Genomic DNA, 20497 nt, shown 5'->3' with positions numbered 1-20497 from the left:
CGCCGCGCAGACGCTTGCAACGAGCGTACAGTCCCTTTCCAACCCATCACGACTCTCCATACCGTTAATGTGATGGCACATTAACATAGCTCCTGGTTCTGCCTGAATCACCTGAACACCTGGAAACTGAAAATACCAAGGAACCCAGAAGGACGGCATATATACTCCACGCATCACAGAGCGAGGGCTGGGCCATTTATTCACAAATAAGGGGTACCTTCACGGCCCCCCTTTCTTCTCGCTACTCCGCCGTTTGACGTATGGCCTTCTCAATTCGCTGACGTCCTGCATGAGCAAGCTTGCTTACACCAGCTTCCTTCGCGACCGCGTATATCAAGGACTCCCCTTCGTGCCCCCGTTGTACCATCTCATCAACCAAAACACGCAGTTCTGGCAGGCAGATTTCAGATAGCCCTCTCGTGGAATCTTCGTCGCCGGGCTTACGGAAGACGACACTGGTATCCGACTCGATATGAGTAGGCCAGAAGAAGACTCCTGTCTGCTCCTCTTCATGTGAACGGAATCGTGCCCGGGCAATTTGGTCAACGCGATCACGTATCCGTGAGCCGGTTCGTACCCAGCCATGAGCACGGGCAATGCGCCTTGCGAGTGCCGTGTCCAGAACCGGCCCCTCTTGCGTTACGACATGAGCAATCATCTGCTCCAACGTTTCCGTGTAACTCGCCTCAAAGAACTGATCTGGATCGACCAACCCTACTGCCTGACGAGGGTCGGCTTCTTTATAAATCAGATATGCAGAGGGACGAGCAAAATCCAAGACATCCTCATCTGGTGTGATAGATGCAGCCTTGGCGTACTTCAAATCAGGCAACGCGCCTGACGGGTCATTGGATTCGGCCACACTGTCCACTGTGGCAACCACAGCAACCTGACTTACTGCCTCAATGACCTCAGCCATAGCTGCGTCGATTTTCAGTCGCTCTGCCTCTTGAGCGGCATCGATGACAGCCTGCTTGGCTCGGGACTCAGCAAGGAGTTCGTTCAGACGTAGATGTACCTTTTCGGCAGTTCCAATTGCATCAACCCACCAGTCTGTCGACCATATCCTAACGATCTCCCAACCAAGTCCACGCAGTACAAACTCACGGAGCTTGTCACGATCACGAGCTGTCGCACTGCGGTGATAAGTAGCACCGTCGCATTCAATCCCGGCAAGGTACCGTCCAGGTGAGTCAGGGTGAACAACCCCAAGGTCTATTCGAAAGGAGGAAACGCCAATCTGGGTAAATATCTGCCATCCCTTTTTAGCCAAGGCCGCTGCAACCGCCTCTTCGAATGGGCTGTCGAAACTACCCACGCTACCAAAGTCAGCCTCTGCGAGAGCCCGTGGGCCACGCTCTGCAAACTCCAAGAAGTGCTTAAGATCTCGAACCCCGATCGCTTGCGTACGAGCTAGATCAATATGCTCTGGGCGCAAGGTCGAAAACACCACAAGCTCCTGGCGAGCACGGGTTATTGCCACGTTCAGTCGACGCTCACCACCAGGGCGGTTCATCGGACCGAAGTTCATGGAAAGCACACCGGCAGCGTCTTTTCCGTAGGTGGTCGAGAAATAGATGATGTCTCGCTCATCGCCTTGAACGCTCTCAAGGTTCTTGACGAACACAGGTTCCAGCTCGGACTCAGCGAAATACGAATCGAGTGATGGGTCTTTCCGGCAAGCCTCATCCAGCATGTCCATGATGAGCTTCTGTTGCTCGCCGTTAAAGGTTACGACCCCCACGGTCCGCCCGCTTTCGCGGAAGGCCGGAGACTGTAGGCGGGCAACCAAATCAGCAACTAAATATCTTGCTTCAATTAAGTTTGTTCGCGACCCACCCTTGTCATATACACCCGGGACTGGGCATAACCGTACTGCTTTGTCGGCCGTAAACGGTGATGGGAAAGTCACCAGCTTCGACTGGTAGTATCGCTGGTTCGAGAAAGCGATCAGACTTTCGTGGCGGCTACGGTAGTGCCAGTTCAGATTACGCATTGGCAGATTGGCACTGATGCACTCGTCCAGAATACTCTCGAGGTCAGCCTCTACATCCTCATCTTCAGCGGTCGACTCAGCTCGGTTAAAGAACGAAGTCGGAGGGAGCTGTTTGGGGTCGCCCACCATCACCACTTGCTTCCCTCGGGCCATTGCGCCGATGGCATCCCAGACAGGTATTTGAGATGCCTCATCGAAGATAACGAGATCGAACGGCGTCGAGGCAGGAGGCAGATACTGAGCAATGGATAGAGGGCTCATGAGCAAACATGGAGTCAGCTTGGTTAGCGCTTCTGGCGCACGACTCATTAGCTCCCGCAATGGGATGTGCTTGGTCTTCTTGCCCATCTCATGTCGCAGAACGCCCCACTCTGAAGAGCGACTTACACTGTCTTGGCTTGGTAGGTCGGAACATAGCCGAGCCCGGAGCCAGTCCTTGGTCAACTCGGTGAACTTGTCATCCAAAGCCCGGAAATCGCGAATTCGTTGCTCATGCTCCACGCTGACGAACGTCCGGATCACCTCTTCATTATCGACCGTCGTATTCAGCCACCAGCGGGCGTAATTTACTTCCAATACACGACGGACTTTTCCAGAGCTGATGGCTCCTGTTTCCATCGATTGAACAATCGGCGCCAGGCCGACAGCGTAGGCTTCATCGCGAACCTTCCGCCAAGCGCACCATGCCTTAAGGCGCGATTCAGACGAGACGACAGTTTCGCAGTTTGTCTTGATATCACTTAGCGCCAGGTGAGCAGTTTCGATGACGCCCATTTCGGTGAAATGACCGACAGCCGTCAGGTGCGCCGCTCGCGCCTGTAGCAACTCAAGCTTTTCTCGAAGAGCAACACCGGCATTGGCTATAGCAGCCTCCGGTTCAAGTAGTGCGTTACCATCCCCCAACAGAGTTTGAAGCGGTGTTTTGTAGGCCGCGACCTGCTCAGGATTGAGTGCCAGCTTCGCCACCGCGGTAGCCATCTCCCCCTGAAACGCTGCCGCACTACGCACGACATCAACTTTCGTTTTCAAGTCATTCCAGACAGGAACGATTTCTCGCAGATCGGCCAGATCCACCAACTCTCGCTCAACTGCTGCTCTGTTCTTGAGCAACTCAAAATCAGCTTTTAACGACGAGCCACAACGCCCCTCCTCTACATGAGGATGGTCGTCGACAAGCCGACCGCGTTCTTCTATGCCACGTCGTTCAGCCTGGAAGCGCAGAGCTGCAGTCAGCACGTCAATATCCGTGGTCAAACCGCTCCAGAGAGAGCTAGTTGCTGAGCTGAGATCAACCAGCTCATCTAACCCAGCATCGAGACGAGTCAGCGCACGCAGCCGGCGGAGTTCCTCCTTCAGGCCATCACCTAGCTGGTCCTGCTCAACCAACTGCAAGCCGTCATCGATCCAGGCAGAATTACTTTTCTGAAGCCGCATAGCCTCTTGCAGCTTGATCGCTGTCGCGAGATGCGTTGCTTCGGATTTGGCACCTTGCCAAACAGCAACACACTCATGACCTGGCTCCAGCTCATCGATTGCTCGACGCACCGACCGAATCTCTACCCAAGTAGCGAGATCCTTGCCATTGTCGACTTCACCTGTTGACGTCTGCGTCGGAGCCAATAGCCCAGCGATGCGGCGTTTTCCGAACCAAGACTTAGGCCAGAAAGACTCCTCCGCGTCTTTCCACTCGCGCAGCAGGAGTTCGGTATCAAGTACTTCAATCGCATCAACGTAGGACGCCGTTAGCTGGTGCTTGAGGTCGTCTATCTGACACAGCAATGTGACAGCTTGCCCGAGAACGTCAGTGACATTTTCTGGCCAGGCCGAGCCTAGATCAACGAACGTAGCGCGGCGTTGCTGCAGCAAATCAATGCCTTGTTTAGCTTCAGCAATAATACGAGAGGACCAGAGGGATGAGAGTCTGGAGTTAATGTCCCGGTGTTCGTCGACCCAAGTGCAGCCGTCACTCAGACGTTTAGAAATCGAGCGAGCATCGGGGCGCAGTGCGAAACGCCAATCATGCCCAGCGGCAGCAGGAAGTGCTCGAGAAAGGATCGATAGCCCCTCAAGCGCTGTTGGGGTGTACTCCGTAACAGGAAGCCCAGACAGCTCAACAAAGCGATCGGCAGCTCTCTGGACTTCAAGCACAGCGGGAAGCACGTCACGAGCCGCCTGCACGAATTGTTGCTGCCAATGAGGCGACCACTCTGCTTGGCCTACCCCGGACAAAGCGTTGCCTGCCAGCTGACTGTAACCCACAGCCTGTGCGTTCACTTCAAGGCGGTCGCCCAGCTCTCGAAGTTCAAGCATGGCCTTCTGATCATGCGTTTCCGGAGATGGCCAACCAAGTGGAGCTACTGCCTCATCAACACCCGATGTCACCGTCCCGATGGCATCGTAGATGGTGTAGCCGTTGCGGTGCCGGCGATGCAGACGCTCGACATAAATATTGAGGCTGTCACGCAGGGACGCGAGCCGCTGCGCTTCCACCTCCCATGCGGCAGCATCTACCTGCCCTTTCGCTTCCCAAGCCGACTGTAACTGAGCAAGGACATCCGTTTTCCGAGCTTTGCTGGAGTGAAGTTCAAGGCAGAACTCACCCAGACCGATTTCACGCAAGCGCCGGTACACGACATCCAGGGCAGCAATTTTCTCAGACACGAACAGCACCCGGCGCCCTTGAGCGATCGACTGGGCGATCATGTTGGAAATCGTTTGGCTTTTACCCGTGCCAGGTGGGCCGATGAGAACGAAGTCTTTACCCTTGGCTGCGGCCATCACAGCCGCAAGCTGAGATGAATCAGATGGCAGTGGGCAGAACACATCAGTCGGGCCGTAATCACGGTCCAGTGACTCCGCCTCCGGAAACGGGGTATCGGAGATGAACGAATCACGTGGCGTATCCAGAAGGTGCTGGACTACAGGGCTCTGTCGAAGGTGCTCTGCATTCTCGGCAAGATCCTTCCACATAAGATACTTGGCAAACGAGAACATCGAGAGCACAACGTCCTCGTTAAGCTCCCAGCCTGCGATGTCCTTGATCGCATGACCAACCTTGTTCCAAATACCGGCGATATCCAGACCGGAGTCGTCCCGAGGCAGCTCCTGCTCCAGTGAACCCAAGCCCAGTTCAAAGTCTTGACGCAGCATCTCGATCAGAGTCGGGTTAAAACGAGGCTCATCATCGTGCAGCACCATGGTGAATCCGGAGCGTGCGCTCTTACGCTCCAAAGTGACAGGAACCAAGACCAGTGGCGCTTTGTACTTCTGCCCAGCTCTATCCTCACGCGTCCAACTAAGGAAACCGATGGCCAGGAAAAGCGTGTTGGAGCCACCCTCCTGCAAAGCAGTACGAGCGCTTCGATATAACTCAGTTAACCGGACATCCATTTCGGCGGACGTCAGCGCAACGAATACTTCCCTACGTTTGAGAGCATCTTCAGCATGACGGCGGCGAACATCTTCTCGCTCACGCTGCTCATAGAGTGCGCGCTCACGCGGATCTGCGCCATCCATCAGGTCAGGCCTGGTAAGCAGCTTCAGAGACTGTCCACTTGCAAGAATGTCCTCGAGAGCACCAGGATCAGGCGATTCAAGCTTCAGCGCTCGCTTACCCATTTTGAAATTGAGCAAGTTATTTCGAAGCGACAGATCCAGAAGCTTCCGCTGCCACCGGCCCAAGCGATCTGCTGGGTCTAGCTTGGACAGATCTTCAACCTGTACCTTATTATTGTCATCAGCGAGGCCGATCCCTTCCTCCACAAGAAGCGATGGAGCTTCATCAGTCTCAGCAACGGCGACACGTGCGATCTGAGCCTCTGAGCTGGCGAGCGGTTTGATACGCTGCAAACGGGCGCGACGGATATCTAGCAGCATCTCGAAAACACTTTCAGCGTCTTCGGCTACTTGTTTCGTGCCCATCTCTACCGCATAAGAGAATGGCGGTATCGAGGCGTGGGTAATAAGAGTGGTCTCAAATAGCACGAGTTCCTGAAGCTTCACCCGCTTACGCACTGCAGTGACATCATCCACCACTGCAGTCGTGAACTCTTCTGGCTTAAGCCACAAACCAGCAAAAGCGTGACCATGGGTGAATACGATCACAGGGTTAAGACCGATCTGCTCCAATGCTGCGCAGAAAAGCAGAGTCAGATCGAGACAAGTAGCCAACCCGGAGTCAGCAATCTGACTGGGGCTACGAGTCTTCTGTCCTGATTGTTCAAAGCTGGCCGGCGGCAACGCATAGTCGAGCTTCATGCGCGCCACCGCGCCCCACACTGCCGACGCCAACTGCCAAGCTCTTTTGGGGCCACCCTCATATCCATCAAGTGCCGACGGCTTATCGCTAAGACGAAGCAACTCGGCCGCCTGCTTGAGCAACCGCTCAACCGCTGCATCATTCGGCTGAACAAAAGCCGCAGTCATATCTGGTATATGCCGCAATCCGCCCCACTGGTTTCTGGGCAAAAGGTCTACGACCTGTTCAAGCCGAGCAACTTCCTTGCGACCGCTCTCCGCCTCCTTGTCATCGGCTTCGAGGACAAATGTAAAGGTCGACATTTCTGACTCTGTCAGGCGACTCAACAACGGGCCGTCCAAGACAAGATCAAGCCCAGGTATGACCCGAAAGCTATCTGCAGCGATCTCGTCGATCCGCCAGATCTTGGACTTAAATACCTCGGGGGCAGAGCTAAGCGTAAGAGTGGCATTGACGAAACGATTATTCGTTTCGTTCGAGATACGAAGCTCGCGAATCACAGGGATAGCGTTCTGGAAATCTGCAAGATTTAGCTTTGCTACCAAGGTGGCAAGGACCTTTACTTCCTTAGGCGGGGCTTCTTCTTGGGGTGTGAGGGGCTGAACGATATCGTCCATGCGCAACAATCCTTGTCGTTATGCTCAAGGGAGTGCCGAAACTGACCGGCCAGGGAGCCCCTCTTGAGCTGATGGCGGGATGATATCTCTTATAGTCACAGCCGTAATGTGCCTTTGGTCGTCACTGTTCTCCCAGGCCATCATCGAACGTCAGATACTACGACCGACACAGCTCAATATCGAAAAAGGACGGAAGTCCATCGGGCAAATTTCGATAGTGGTATCACATCGAAAAATCCATCAAGAGCCGGGTGTTCTGTGGGGTAAAAACACTTAAAAACAAAAAGGGGTTGCGAGATAAAATCTCGCAACCCCTTGAATTGTATGGTCGGGACGGAGTGATTCGAACACTCGACCCCTAGCACCCCATGCTAGTGCGCTACCGGACTGCGCTACGCCCCGACTAGGCGTGTTACTGGGTTTGCTTCTTAACGAAGCGAATCGGAATATACCGCAAGCTTTTGAAATGTGGAAGTATTTTAAAAGCCTGAATCACTTTTTCAACACCACCAGCACATCTTCGAGTTCGGAGATCATCTGGCGGATCAGTTGCTTGTATTGGGTGGTGTCGTCTTTGGCTTCATCACCGGACATGCGCTGGCGCGCGCCGCTGATGGTGAACCCCTGGTCGTACAGCAACGCGCGGATCTGTCGGATCATCAGCACGTCCTGGCGCTGATAATACCGACGGTTCCCGGTGCGTTTGACGGGGTTGAGTTGAGGAAACTCCTGCTCCCAATAGCGCAGCACGTGCGGTTTTACCGCACACAGCTCGCTGACTTCACCGATGGTGAAGTAGCGTTTGCCTGGGATGACGGGTAGTTCGTCGTTATGACTTGGTTCCAGCATAAGCCTCAACTCGGGCCTTCAACTTCTGCCCTGGACGAAAGGTGACCACACGGCGAGCCGTGATCGGGATTTCTTCTCCCGTTTTTGGATTGCGGCCAGGCCGCTGGCGTTTGTCCCGCAGGTCGAAATTGCCGAAACCGGACAATTTGACCTGCTCGTTGTCTTCCAGAGCGTGCCTGATCTCTTCAAAAAACAGCTCGACCAATTCCTTGGCCTCGCGCTTGTTCAGACCCAACTCTTCGTACAGACGTTCCGCCATCTCAGCTTTCGTCAAAGCCCCCATACGTCACTTCCTTAACGTGGCGTTCAACCTTTGTTCGAGCGAGGTGAGGATATTTTGTGTCGTGGTATTCACCTCATCGTCATTAAGAGTGCGCGATGGATGCTGCCAGGTCAAGCCAACTGCAAGGCTTTTTCTATGCGGATCAATGCCTTTACCCTGATAGACGTCAAATAGCCTGAGGTCCGTCAGCCATTCCCCTGCATTTTCTCGAATTACTTCCAGAACGGCAGTGGCGGCGACTTCACGATCGGCGATCAGGGCCAGGTCACGACGCACTTCAGGGAAGCGCGACAACTCGCTGAATTTCGGCATCTTGCCCGACGCAACTTCAGCCAGTACCAGTTCAAAAACGAAGACTGGACGGTCCAGACCCAGGGTTTTCGACAGTTCCGGGTGAATGGCGCCGACAAAGCCGACCAAGTGACCCTCGCGCTCGATGCGCGCCGTCTGGCCTGGGTGCAGCGCCGGGTGTTTGCCTGGCAGGAACGTGAACGCGTCCAGCGCACCGGCAAAGCCCAGCACGGCTTCCACGTCGGCCTTGACGTCGAAGAAGTCCACGGCGTCGCGGCCCTGTGCCCAGCCTTCCGGCAAGCGGCTGCCGCAGACCACACCGGCCAGCATCGGCTCTTGCTTCAGGCCATCGAGTTGACCGACGAAACGCAGGCCGCTTTCGAACATGCGCACGCGATCCTGCTGACGGTTCAGGTTGTGAGACAGCGCCTTGACCAGGCCTGGCCACAGTGACGAGCGCATGGCCGCCATGTCATTGGAGATCGGATTGGCCAGCAACAGCGGCTCAACGCCCGGGTTGAACAGCTCGAATTGCTTTGGATCGATGAAGCTGTAGGTCACCGCTTCCTGATAACCACGAGCCACCAGCAGGCGACGCAACTCAGGCAGGTGCGCACGCGCCTCGGCCTTCGGTTGTGGCGCAAGGCGCGCTTGCGGGTAGCGCACCGGCAGACGGTTGTAGCCGTACAGGCGGGCCAGTTCTTCGATCAGGTCGACTTCCAGACTGATATCGAAGCGATGGCTTGGCACTTCAACGTGCCACTGCCCTTCCCCACCCGCAGAGATGGCGAGGCCGAGGGCCGACAGCAGTTGCTCGATCTCGGCAGGCTCAATCACCAGGCCAAGCATTTGCTCGACGCTTTTGGCACGCAGGGTGATGGGCGCAATGGACGGCAGGTACTGTTGGTTGACGGTCTCGGTGATCGGACCGGCTTCGCCACCGGTGATGTCCAGCAGCAGGCCAGTGGCGCGCTCCATGGCTTCACGGGCCAGCTGCCAGTCCACGCCACGCTCGTAGCGGTGCGATGCATCGGTGTGCAGGCCGTAGGAACGGGCCTTGCCGGCGATGGCGATCTGGTCGAAGAACGCGCTTTCAAGGAATACGTCACGCGTGGTCGCGGAGACGCCGCTGTGCTCGCCACCCATCACGCCGGCAATCGCCAAGGCGCGGGAGTGGTCGGCAATGACCAGGGTGTCGGCGCGCAGGCTGACTTCCTGGCCGTCGAGCAGTACCAGCTTCTCGCCTTCCTCTGCCATACGCACGCGGATGCCGCCTTGGATTTCGGCAAGGTCAAACGCGTGCAGCGGCTGGCCCAGCTCCAACATCACATAGTTGGTAATGTCGACGGCCGCGTCGATGCTGCGCACATCAGCGCGGCGCAGGCGTTCAACCATCCACAGCGGGGTTGGCCTGGACAGGTCGACGTTACGGATCACGCGACCCAGGTAACGTGGGCAGGCGTTTGGCGCCAACACTTCAATCGAGCGCACTTCGTCGTGCACGGCGGGCACGCTGGCAACCACTGGACGGATGACAGGCACGTTGTACAGCGCACCCACTTCACGGGCCAGGCCGGCCAGGGACAGGCAGTCGCCACGGTTCGGGGTCAGGTCGACCTCGATGCTGGCGTCTTCCAATTCCAGGTAAACACGAATGTCCTGGCCCACCGGCGCATCGGCCGGCAGTTCCATCAAGCCGTCGTTGCCCTCGCCCACCTGCAGCTCAGCCTGGGAACACAGCATGCCGTTGGACTCGACGCCGCGCAGCTTGGCCTTCTTGATCTTGAAGTCGCCCGGCAGTTCGGCACCGATCATGGCGAACGGGATCTTCAGGCCCGGGCGCACATTGGGCGCTCCGCACACGACCTGGAAGGTCTCTGCGCCGTTACTGACCTGGCACACACGCAATTTGTCGGCATCCGGGTGCTGCTCGGTGCTCAGCACCTCGCCCACCACCACGCCACTGAATACACCGGCGGCCGGGGTGACGCTATCGACCTCAAGACCGGCCATCGACAGACGCGCAACCAGCGCGTCGCGATCCACCTGCGGGCTTACCCAGCCGCGCAGCCATTGTTCACTGAATTTCATCCTGCTCTCCTAAAGATTCGTTACGACTAGCGAAATTGCGCGAGGAACCGCAAGTCGTTGTCGAAGAACAGACGCAAGTCGTTCACGCCGTAACGCAGCATGGCCAGACGCTCAACGCCCATGCCGAAGGCAAAGCCCGAAAACTCTTCCGGGTCGATCCCGGACATGCGCAGCACGTTAGGGTGGACCATGCCGCACCCCATCACTTCCAGCCAGCCGGTCTGCTTGCAGACGCGGCAGCCTTTACCACTGCACATCACGCATTCCATATCGACTTCAGCGGATGGTTCGGTGAACGGGAAGAAGGATGGACGGAAACGCACCGCCAGCTCTTTCTCGAAGAACACCCGCAGGAATTCTTCGATGGTGCCTTTGAGGTCGGCGAAATTGATATCGCGATCGACCAGCAGGCCTTCGACCTGGTGGAACATCGGCGAATGGGTGATATCCGAGTCGCTACGGTACACACGGCCCGGGCAGACGATGCGGATCGGCGGCTTGTTCGCTTCCATGGTGCGGACCTGTACCGGCGAGGTATGGGTGCGCAACAACATGTTCGCGTTGAAATAGAAGGTGTCGTGCATCGACCGGGCCGGGTGATGGCCTGGGATGTTGAGCGCCTCGAAGTTGTGATAGTCGTCTTCGACCTCAGGGCCTTCGGCAATGCCGTAGCCGATATGGGTAAAGAACTGCTCGATACGTTCCAGAGTCCGGGTGATCGGATGCAGACCGCCCGAGGCCTGGCCACGGCCAGGCAAGGTCACGTCAATGGACTCGGCGGCGAGCTTGGCCGCAAGATCGGCCTCCTCGAGCGACGCCTTGCGCGCATTGAGAACCTCGGTGACGCGCTCCTTGGCAACGTTGATCAGCGCACCGACCTGCGGACGCTCCTCAGCCGGCAAATTCCCCAGGGTCTTCATCACCTGAGTCAATTCACCCTTTTTACCAAGGTAGTGAACCCGGATTTGCTCCAGGGCATTTACATCTTCAGCGCTTTGCACAGCCTCAAGGGCTTGGGCGACGAGCGCGTCCAGGTTTTCCATGTACAGACTCCAGATACAAAATAGGGGAAGAGCTTGAAGGCTCTTCCCCTATTTATGACGTTTACCACCTTGGGCTACAGGAGTAGCCCAGGGTGACTGTCGGGGGTACTTAAGCCAAGGAGGCTTTAGCTTTCTCGACAATCGCAGCAAACACCGCTTTTTCGTTCACGGCCAGTTCAGCCAGAACCTTACGGTCGATTTCGATGGACGCTTTCTTCAGGCCAGCGATGAAACGGCTGTAGGACAGACCGTTAACACGTGCACCAGCGTTGATACGAGCGATCCACAGAGCGCGGAACTGACGTTTTTTCTGACGACGGTCACGGTAGGCGTATTGGCCTGCCTTGATTACCGCTTGCTTGGCAACACGGAATACGCGTGAACGCGCGCCGTAGTAGCCTTTAGCAAGTTTCAGAATTTTTTTGTGACGCTTACGGGCCATGACGCCACGCTTAACACGAGCCATGAGTTACTTCCTCTATTCTTGAACCAAAATTAACGAAGGCGCAGCATGCGCTCGACTTTTGCCACGTCAGACGGATGCAGCAAGCTGCTACCGCGCAGTTGACGCTTACGCTTGGTCGACATTTTGGTCAGGATGTGGCTCTTGAAAGCGTGCTTGTGCTTGATGCCGTTAGCAGTTTTCAGAAACCGCTTAGCAGCACCACTTTTAGTTTTCATCTTTGGCATGTTCGGTACTCCGCATTCAGTTGATAAACATAATCAGAAGGCCTGCCGTGCCCTGTTGATTACTTCTTCTTTTTCGGGGCGATGACCATGATCAGCTGGCGTCCTTCCATCTTAGGATGCTGTTCGACCGAACCGTACTCGAGCAGGTCAGCTTCAACCCGCTTGAGGAGTTCCATCCCCAGCTCCTGGTGGGCCATCTCACGGCCGCGGAATCGCAAGGATACCTTGGCCCTGTCCCCATCACTCAGGAAACGTACCAGGTTGCGCAGTTTTACCTGGTAATCCCCTTCCTCCGTCCCTGGACGAAACTTGATTTCTTTAACCTGGATCTGCTTCTGGTTTTTCTTGGCTGCGGCAACCTGCTTCTTCTTCTCGAAGATCGATTTGCCGTAGTCCATCAGCTTGCAGACAGGTGGTACAGCATCGGCGGAAATTTCCACCAAATCGAGCTTGGCTTCTTCAGCCTTAAGAAGCGCGTCTTCAATTGACACAATCCCAAGCTGCTCACCTTCAGCCCCAATTAACCGAACCTCGCGTGCCGAGATATTCTCGTTGATCGGGGCTTTCGGTGCAGCTCGTTTATCTTGTCTCATTTCACGCTTAATAGTAATTACTCCGAATCTGGGCGACCACGCCGGGAAACCGCTTGCGCGAGGAACTCAGCGAACTGGGCGACGGGCATCGAGCCCAGGTCAGCACCTTCACGAGTACGCACAGCGACAGTCTGCATCTCGACTTCCCGATCTCCGATAACCAAAAGATAGGGAACCTTGAGCAAAGTATGCTCACGGATTTTAAAGCCGATCTTTTCATTTCTCAAGTCGGACTTGGCACGAAATCCGCTTTCGTTGAGTGTTTTTTCAACTTCAGCGGCAAAATCTGCCTGTTTATCAGTGATATTCATGATCACTGCCTGGGTCGGAGCCAGCCACGCCGGGAACGCGCCCTCGTAGTGCTCGATCAGGATGCCGACGAACCGTTCGAACGAGCCAAGGATCGCCCGGTGCAGCATAACCGGGTGTTTACGGCTGTTGTCTTCGGAGACGTATTCGGCTCCCAGACGGATCGGCAGGTTAAAATCGAGCTGCAGGGTACCACACTGCCAGACACGGCCAAGGCAATCTTTCAGCGAGAACTCGATCTTGGGACCGTAGAACGCGCCCTCACCCGGCTGCAGGTCGTACGCAAGGCCCGCGCTGTCGAGTGCTGCGGCCAGTGCAGCTTCGGCGCGATCCCAGAGTTCGTCGGAGCCGACGCGTTTTTCCGGACGAGTGGACAGCTTCATCTCGACTTCGGTAAAGCCGAAATCGCGGTAAACGTCCATGGTCAGCTTGATGAACGCGGCCGATTCAGCCTGCATCTGCTCTTCGGTGCAGAAGATATGGGCGTCGTCCTGGGTAAAGCCGCGAACACGCATGATGCCGTGCAGCGCACCCGATGGCTCGTTGCGGTGGCAGGCACCGAACTCGGCCAGGCGCATCGGCAACTCGCGGTAGCTCTTCAGGCCTTGATTGAACACCTGCACGTGGCAAGGGCAGTTCATCGGCTTGATGGCGTAGTCGCGGTTTTCCGACTGGGTGGTGAACATGTTGTCGGCGTAGTTGGCCCAGTGCCCGGATTTCTCCCACAGGCTGCGATCAACGACCTGCGGGGTCTTGATCTCGAGGTAGCCATTTTCGCGCTGAACCTTGCGCATATACTGCTCGAGCACCTGGTACAGGGTCCAACCGTTCGGATGCCAGAACACCATGCCCGGCGCTTCTTCCTGGAGATGGAACAGGTTCAGGCGCTTGCCGATCTTGCGGTGGTCGCGTTTCTCGGCTTCTTCGATGCGCTGGATATAGGCGGCCAGCTGCTTCTTGTCGGCCCAGGCGGTGCCGTAGATACGTTGCAGTTGCTCGTTCTTCGCGTCGCCGCGCCAGTACGCGCCGGACAACTTGGTCAGCTTGAACGACTTGAGAAAGCGCGTGTTCGGCACGTGCGGGCCACGGCACATGTCCACGTATTCTTCGTGGTAGTACAGACCCATGGCCTGCTCGTCCGGCATGTCTTCCACCAGGCGCAGCTTGTAGTCTTCGCCACGGGCGGTAAACACGTCGATCACTTCGGCGCGCGGGGTGACCTTTTTGATCACGTCGTAATCTTTTTCGATCAGCGCGTGCATGCGCTGCTCGATGGCGGCCAGGTCGTCCGGAGTGAAAGGACGCTCATAGGCGATGTCGTAATAGAAGCCTTCTTCGATTACCGGACCGATCACCATCCTGGCGGTTGGGTACAGCTGCTTGACCGCATGGCCGATCAGGTGCGCGCAAGAGTGGCGAATAATCTCGAGCCCCTCTTGATCCTTGGGCGTGATGATCTGCAGGCTGGCATCGGAGGTGATCAGGTCACTGGCATCGACCAGCTTGCCGTCAACCTTGCCGGCCACGGTGGCCTTGGCAAGGCCGGCACCAATGGATGCGGCGACCTCGGCTACGGAAACCGGATGATCGAATGAACGTTGACTGCCGTCGGGTAGAGTAATAGTTGGCATGGCGCCTCCTCTCCTAGTGGTGACCCCTACCAAAGGTCACGTGGGTTGGGATGAGCCAGTACAAGATCCAACACCAGGCCGTTCAATGCTGAACGCCTGCCTTACAGCGGCAGGAGCCTTTCGGCCAACCGATAATCGAACCAGAGTGACTGGAGTGAACAAAAAAGAGCCCTGGCAAGGCGGCAAATGGCACGCCTGGAAAAAGCCAAGCCCACGATGCTAGCACAGATGAACGGTCATCGCGCCGCCACGACCGGGGTAAAGGCAAATTCCATGCTTTAGGGCCGCAAAAGTGAACTTGAGCTGTACGTCGCGCCTCAAACACCCCGAGAATCGCCGTTCGTCCTCGACCCAAAGGAGCATCCCATGATGCGTTTTACCTCGACCCTCGCCCTCGCCGCTTCCCTGGCATTCATTTCGCTCGGCGCGCAAGCCGCGGCGCCATCGAACTGGCCAGACGGCGCCCGTGACGCGTTCGTCAAAGACTGCAGCGCTGCGGCCAGCCAGAACGTGGACGCCAAAACCGCCAAAGATCATTGCGAATGTGGCGCCAACAAGATCAACGCCGAATTGAGCACCGCGGAAATCAAGGAATTGATGACCAACCAGAACGCCAGCCCGGAGCTGAAGAACAAGGCAGTCGCGGCTATTTCGTCCTGCAAAGTCGTCAAGAAAAAGTAAGAACGTCTGCTGATCAGACGTCCGTTTTGCCAAAAAAACAGCCTGAAAACTGCTATTTCTCACAAATTACGTAGCTTTTACGGCTTTTTTTAACAGCTGATATTTCGCCGCAAAGCCCCGTAGAACGGGGCTTTGCGCCGGATACTCGACTAAACGCAACGCGATTGATTAGCAAACAATGCCTTGGGGGGGCTCCCAAGCCGAACATTTCGACTATGATAGCCCTGTGTGCCCAGTTGGCCTGAGCAGCACAGCACTACTGAAAATATATGTTTCTTGGAGATACACCATGTCTAATCGCCAAACCGGCACCGTTAAATGGTTCAACGATGAAAAAGGCTTCGGCTTCATCACTCCTCAAGGTGGCGGTGACGACCTGTTCGTACACTTCAAAGCTATCGAAAGCGACGGTTTCAAAAGCCTGAAAGAAGGCCAAACCGTTTCCTTCGTGGCTGAGAAAGGCCAAAAGGGTATGCAAGCTGCACAGGTTCGCGGCGAGTAATCTCCGCTGAGCTAAAAAAAACCCCGTCCATGTGACGGGGTTTTTTATGGGCGCTGCAAAAGCCGCAGGCTATCAGCCGCAATTGACCCGTGTGATCACCAGATTATCGTCGGTGTTCAGGTTCAAGCGATCGGAGCGATATTCCAACGTGATCATGTCGTTGGGCTTGAGGATGCGTGCATTCTGGGCACCGGCACGGGTACGCGCCTGCTCCAACAGTTGAGGCGAGGCTTTCTGGCCGATCGTGTACTCGGCGGCCTTCGACTCACAGCGGCTATGACCGGCGTCGGTCACGCCGGCATCCTTGCCTGGCTCAGAGGCACCCGGGGTGCTGCAACCCGCCAACGCGAGCGCCGCCAACAAAGTACCGAATGATGCGAGCTTCCAAGGCATGAAGCCTCCTATGATAAAAAAGTGAACAGAGATCGTGCGACAGCAATGCAACCGATTGGTTTCAAGACGTTAACGCCTCACCCGCAAGTCTGCCTGAGTCATGCCAGGCAAGCGTCCAGTCAATCGTGACCAGATATGAACATGCTCAGTAGATATCGATGTAGTCGGACGACGGCGCTGGCCAGTTCTGCTTCAGCGCGTTGAAAATCTGCGTCACCCAGACCTCGTCACTGGCAGCCACATTGCCTACATACCCCGACCCCTTCGCCCAGGTCTCCAAGCGAAACAGCAGCCCGTCGATATCTACGCCGCCTACAACCTTTCCTGAAGAGATGTAGGCAATACCGGCCCTGGTGACCCGAAGCTGGGCATGTTCATCGTCACTGGCACTGGCAATCAGTTGGCGCACAGCTGCCAGCGTAAGACTCTCAGGCTTATTCAAATCGATCTGCACGCGGTGTTTCCCGGCCAATAAACAGGCCGACAGTGTCGCACACCCCTCCCCTCATGCCTAAGTAGCAGTGCCAAACCCCGCGTAAAATGCTTAACTGCGCCCGCTCAAGCCGCACGCCAGCGCATCGCCCAGTACCTAAAGCCCGCGAGATTTCCCATGACCACCGTAACGCTCCAAGCCGATATCAAAGCCAAATGGCCCCAGGGGCAAAGCTCCTACAGTCCCGGCAGTGCGGAGGAGTTGGCGATCATTGGGATCGACCTGCTGGTCAAGGAGCTCGGCACCCAGGGCGCACACGCCTTCATCGGCCAGGTATTCGAGAAATACCCGACCGATTACGAGGGTGCACAGGCGCGCGAGTAGGAACCGGTCGGCGAACGCCGACCGGCAAGCGGTTTACTTCAAACGTGCCAGGCGCTCGGTCAGCAGATCGAAGAAGCCCTGGGCATCGCCGTTCTCGACCCAAAACGCATTCTTCTCCTGCTTCAAGCCGTCGTACCAATCAACGATGGTCTGGCCGAAGGTCGGGCCTTCCCGGCTGTCGACGACCACGTTGACCTGGCGACCAGTGAACAGCGATGGCTTGAGCAGGTAGGCGACCACTGTGGCGTCATGCACCGGGCCGCCTGGAATGCCGTAGTGCTCCATGTCGCCCTTGACGTACTCGTTAAGGATATTGCTGACGACCTTGCTCGCGTTGTTGTTCAGGTCTGCGATCTTCTTCAGGCGCGCTTCGCTGGTCAGCACCTTATGGGTGACGTCCAGCGGCAGGTAGGTCAACTTCACGCCACTTTTAAGCACAATTTCCGCAGCCACCGGGTCGGCGAAAAGGTTGAACTCGGCCACCGGCGTAATGTTGCCGCCATTGAAGTGCGCGCCACCCATTACCACCACTTCCTTGATGCCCTGGGTGATTTCCGGCGCCTGGGTCAATGCCAGGGCCAGGTTGGTCTGCGGACCGAGCATGGCGATGGTGATGCTGTGGGGTTTGGCGGTGGTCAGGGTCTTGATCAGGTAATCCACCGCATTGCCATCAGCCAGGCCTTGTTTCGGCTCATGCACGGTGACGCCGGAGATACCTTCCTTGCCATGGATATTCTCGGCATAGATCGGCTTGCGCAGCAGCGGCGCTGGAGCCCCCGCGTAGACCGGGATGTCTTCGCGTGCTGCCCACTCGCGCGCCAGGCGGGCGTTGCGGGAGGTTTTGTCCAGGCGCACGTTGCCGGCCACTGTCGTCAGTGCGCGAATGTTCAGTTCCTCCGGAGAAGCCATGGCGAACAGCAAGGCAACCACATCGTCGGCACCGGGGTCGGTATCGATGATCAGGTCGATTTTTTCCGCCGCCTGGGCGCTTGCAGCTGTGAGTGCGGACAAAAGCAAAACACTCCGGAACAGGTTTTTCAGGGAGGGAAGACCACGTTGCATAAAACACTCCTTGTCGTAGGGGGACTCTAGAAGGTTACGCCGGATACCAGCGCGATATTGCAGTAAGGCTGACATTCGCCGGTGCGCACGACCGCGCGCGCACTGCCACTCAATTGCTTGAACGCTTCATGACTGAGCAGGCGTCGCTCGCCCAGCGCAGCCTGATCGGCCAGCGCATTGAGCTCGACCAGCGCCGCAGGCTGCTTGAGCAGGATTTCTTCAGCCAGCACGTGGCTTTCCACCTGCATTTCGCTGAGCACCACGCGCAGGGTGCTGATGAAATCCGGAATGCCCTGGGTCAGCGCCAGGTCGATCAATTCGACGCCGGGCGGCACCGGCAGGCCGGCATCCCCGATGACCAGGATGTCGCCGTGCCCCAGTGATGCGATTACGCGGGACAGGGCGATATTGAGCAGAGGTGTCTTTTTCATGAGGGCACAAAACCTTGTACGTCGTGCAGCGTAGGAATGGAAGGCTGGGCGCCGGCACGGGTCACCGACAACGCGGCCGCGACCTGGCCAAAACGGATGGCCTCGGCTTCGCTCTTGCCCGCAGCCAGCGCCGCGGCAAAGCCACCCACGAAGGTATCGCCGGCAGCCGTGGTGTCCACCGCCCGGACCTTGGGCGCGACCAAGTGCTCGAAGCTGTTGCCATCAGTAAACAGTGCGCCCTGAGCACCGAGGGTGATGATGACTTTACCGGCGCCCGCCTTGATCAACGCTGTCGCGGCGAGCTTGGCGCTGTCGAGCGAATCGACCGCAACACCGCTCAAGGCGCTGGCTTCACTTTCGTTGGGAATCAGGTAGTCGATCGAGGCATACCACTCGGCCGGCAAGGGCCCACTGGCCGGCGCCGGGTTGAGGATCACCGTCTTGCCCAGCTCGCGGCCGCGCTTGAGCGCATGCCCGACGGTGTCCATCGGCACTTCAAGCTGGCAAATGATCACGTCGGCAGCCTGCAACACCGCATCGCAGGCCGTCAACGACTGGGGCGTCAACTGACCGTTACTGCCCGCCACAATCACAATCGCGTTCTGGCTGCTGTCATCCACCACGATCAGCGCAACCCCACTGGAGCCGTCCACGGTGCTGACAGCCTGACAGTCGACACCTTCGACCAGCAGCGCATCGCGCAATTGGCCGCCATAGGCATCGCTGCCGACACACCCGATCATGGCCACATCCGCCCCCAGGCGCGCCAGGGCGACGGCCTGATTGGCGCCCTTGCCACCGGGGACGGTGGAAAACGTCTGGCCGATCAGCGTTTCACCGGCTCGCGGCAAGCGACTGGCGCGGGTGACCAGATCCATGTTCAAACTGCCTACTACCACTACGTTCGCTGGCATACATCAGTACTCATCAATTCGGTTCAGCGGTATTGGGCAAACACACCCGCCAACGGCGCCGTCGATTCACGCAAGACAATGCTTGGCGTCACGATGCGTTGATCGACCGGCAGTTGGGGTGTCGCTATACGTCGCAGTAATAATTCGGCCGCTGTCTCACCCAGCTGTACGATCGACTGCCCGACCGTGGTCAACGCAGGATAGACATAGCGGCCCATTTGAATGTCATCGAAACCTATCACCGACAGCTCGCCCGGCACGCGAATATTGCGCTCTGCCGCGGCGCGAAGCACGCCAAAACCGATCATGTCGTTGCAGGCAAAAATCGCACTGGGCGGTTGCTGCGCAAGCAGTTGCACGGCGGCGGCATAACCGCCGGTGCTGGTGAAATCACTTTCGCGGATGCGCTCGGCGACTGCTTCAACGCCCGCCTCGCGCAGCGCACGGCGATAGCCTGCCAGGCGCATTTGCGCCACGCGCGTATGGGCAGGGCCGGCGATGCAGGCAATGTCACGATGGCCCAATTCAAGCAAGTGCCGGGTCGCCAGGTAGGCACCCTCTTCATGATCGATGCGCACCAGGTCGACGTCGATACCGTCCAGCGCCCGGTCGACGATCACCATGGGCGTGCGCACCGCGCTCAAGCCAGCGGCAAGGCCGCTGTCATCGCCGCCCACCGAGGTCACGATCAAGCCGTCGACGCGCTTCTCCAGCAGCACACGCAAATAGCTGCGCTGCTTTTCGGCGTTGTCGTCGGAGTTGCAGAGGATCACGCAATAGCCATTGCGCTCGCAGTAATCCTCGATGCCCCGGGCCAACTCCGCGAAGTACGGGTTGAGGCTGTTGGGCACCAGCAGCCCGATCGTCGCCGTGGTCTTGGCCTTGAGCGAGCGCGCTACCGCACTGGGCACATAGTCCAACTGCTTGATCGCCGCCTCGACCTTGACGCGCACCGGTTCGCTGACCGGGCGCGTCTTGTTCACCACATGGGACACCGTGGTGTAGGAAATGCCCGCCAGCGCCGCCACATCCTTGATCGTTGCCAT

At 57.2% G+C, this 20497-nt stretch carries 18 protein-coding genes and 1 tRNA gene; 3 read left to right on the top strand and 16 right to left on the bottom strand.

What is annotated here, in order from left to right:
- Positions 1–241: 241 nt before the first annotated feature.
- The 10 genes from BFP93_RS06515 to thrS form a co-directional block, all read right to left on the bottom strand.
- A complete protein-coding gene (locus tag BFP93_RS06515) occupies positions 242–6871 on the bottom strand; it encodes a DUF3320 domain-containing protein (protein ID WP_065892486.1) in 6630 nt (2209 codons plus the stop codon).
- Positions 6872–7196: 325 nt separating this feature from the next.
- Positions 7197–7273, bottom strand: a tRNA-Pro gene (locus tag BFP93_RS06510).
- Between the two features lie 90 nt (positions 7274–7363).
- Positions 7364–7720: a MerR family transcriptional regulator gene (locus BFP93_RS06505; RefSeq protein WP_003174972.1), complete on the bottom strand. Its 357-nt coding sequence runs from the start codon at positions 7718–7720 to the stop codon at positions 7364–7366.
- Complete coding sequence (ihfA, locus tag BFP93_RS06500) at positions 7701–8003, bottom strand: integration host factor subunit alpha (RefSeq protein WP_002553164.1); 303 nt, start codon at positions 8001–8003, stop codon at positions 7701–7703. Before ihfA ends, BFP93_RS06505 begins: the two co-directional genes overlap by 20 nt.
- A 3-nt stretch (positions 8004–8006) precedes the next feature.
- Positions 8007–10385, bottom strand: a complete 2379-nt coding sequence (gene pheT, locus BFP93_RS06495) for a phenylalanine--tRNA ligase subunit beta (RefSeq protein WP_065892485.1) — start codon at positions 10383–10385, stop codon at positions 8007–8009.
- Between the two features lie 26 nt (positions 10386–10411).
- Positions 10412–11428 carry a phenylalanine--tRNA ligase subunit alpha gene (pheS, locus tag BFP93_RS06490; protein ID WP_003192486.1) on the bottom strand — a complete coding sequence of 339 codons (1017 nt, stop codon included), beginning with the start codon at positions 11426–11428 and terminating at the stop codon, positions 10412–10414.
- A gap of 109 nt (positions 11429–11537) precedes the next feature.
- Positions 11538–11894, bottom strand: coding sequence for a 50S ribosomal protein L20 (gene rplT, locus BFP93_RS06485; protein WP_003192488.1), 357 nt, complete (start codon positions 11892–11894; stop codon positions 11538–11540).
- A 29-nt stretch (positions 11895–11923) separates the two neighbouring features.
- Positions 11924–12118 carry a 50S ribosomal protein L35 gene (gene rpmI, locus BFP93_RS06480; RefSeq protein ID WP_002553160.1) on the bottom strand — a complete coding sequence of 65 codons (195 nt, stop codon included), beginning with the start codon at positions 12116–12118 and terminating at the stop codon, positions 11924–11926.
- Between the two features lie 59 nt (positions 12119–12177).
- Positions 12178–12729 (bottom strand): translation initiation factor IF-3, encoded by a 552-nt coding sequence (gene infC / locus BFP93_RS06475; protein WP_170827566.1) that lies wholly within the window; start codon positions 12727–12729, stop codon positions 12178–12180.
- Entirely contained in the window at positions 12729–14651 is a 1923-nt protein-coding gene (gene thrS / locus BFP93_RS06470) for a threonine--tRNA ligase (RefSeq protein WP_065887180.1), read from the bottom strand. Before thrS ends, infC begins: the two co-directional genes overlap by 1 nt.
- A 366-nt stretch (positions 14652–15017) precedes the next feature.
- Between thrS and BFP93_RS06465 the strand changes: the two genes are divergently transcribed.
- Together BFP93_RS06465 and BFP93_RS06460 are read left to right on the top strand one after the other, a co-directional pair.
- Positions 15018–15332: a hypothetical protein gene (locus tag BFP93_RS06465; protein ID WP_083205615.1), complete on the top strand. Its 315-nt coding sequence runs from the start codon at positions 15018–15020 to the stop codon at positions 15330–15332.
- A gap of 289 nt (positions 15333–15621) precedes the next feature.
- Positions 15622–15834 (top strand): cold-shock protein, encoded by a 213-nt coding sequence (locus tag BFP93_RS06460; RefSeq protein ID WP_003234260.1) that lies wholly within the window; start codon positions 15622–15624, stop codon positions 15832–15834.
- Between the two features lie 72 nt (positions 15835–15906).
- Here the strand turns inward: BFP93_RS06460 and BFP93_RS06455 are convergent, their stop codons facing one another.
- Both BFP93_RS06455 and BFP93_RS06450 read right to left on the bottom strand, forming a co-directional pair.
- The gene (locus BFP93_RS06455; protein WP_065887177.1) at positions 15907–16227 is read right to left on the bottom strand and encodes an I78 family peptidase inhibitor; all 321 of its coding nucleotides are present in this window, start codon (positions 16225–16227) and stop codon (positions 15907–15909) included.
- A gap of 145 nt (positions 16228–16372) precedes the next feature.
- Positions 16373–16681, bottom strand: a complete 309-nt coding sequence (locus tag BFP93_RS06450) for a hypothetical protein (protein WP_065892484.1) — start codon at positions 16679–16681, stop codon at positions 16373–16375.
- Between the two features lie 156 nt (positions 16682–16837).
- Here BFP93_RS06450 and BFP93_RS06445 point away from each other — a divergent pair, with 156 nt between their 5' ends.
- Positions 16838–17044 (top strand): hypothetical protein, encoded by a 207-nt coding sequence (locus BFP93_RS06445; RefSeq protein ID WP_065887173.1) that lies wholly within the window; start codon positions 16838–16840, stop codon positions 17042–17044.
- A 33-nt stretch (positions 17045–17077) separates the two neighbouring features.
- Here BFP93_RS06445 and BFP93_RS06440 read toward each other — a convergent pair whose 3' ends face one another.
- The 4 genes from BFP93_RS06440 to BFP93_RS06425 are packed head-to-tail and all read right to left on the bottom strand — an operon-like array spanning position 17078 to position 20497.
- Positions 17078–18106 carry a nucleoside hydrolase gene (locus BFP93_RS06440; RefSeq protein WP_065887172.1) on the bottom strand — a complete coding sequence of 343 codons (1029 nt, stop codon included), beginning with the start codon at positions 18104–18106 and terminating at the stop codon, positions 17078–17080.
- Between the two features lie 26 nt (positions 18107–18132).
- Entirely contained in the window at positions 18133–18537 is a 405-nt protein-coding gene (rbsD, locus tag BFP93_RS06435; protein WP_065887170.1) for a D-ribose pyranase, read from the bottom strand.
- A complete protein-coding gene (rbsK, locus tag BFP93_RS06430) occupies positions 18534–19451 on the bottom strand; it encodes a ribokinase (protein WP_065892483.1) in 918 nt (305 codons plus the stop codon). The genes rbsD and rbsK overlap by 4 nt, the downstream gene beginning before the upstream one ends.
- A 23-nt stretch (positions 19452–19474) precedes the next feature.
- The gene (locus BFP93_RS06425) at positions 19475–20497 is read right to left on the bottom strand and encodes a LacI family DNA-binding transcriptional regulator (RefSeq protein WP_065892482.1); all 1023 of its coding nucleotides are present in this window, start codon (positions 20495–20497) and stop codon (positions 19475–19477) included.

This window comes from Pseudomonas sp. 44 R 15 (assembly GCF_900004965.1).
Classification (GTDB): domain Bacteria; phylum Pseudomonadota; class Gammaproteobacteria; order Pseudomonadales; family Pseudomonadaceae; genus Aquipseudomonas; species Aquipseudomonas orientalis_A.
This window is presented reverse-complemented; position numbering and strand designations above follow the sequence as displayed.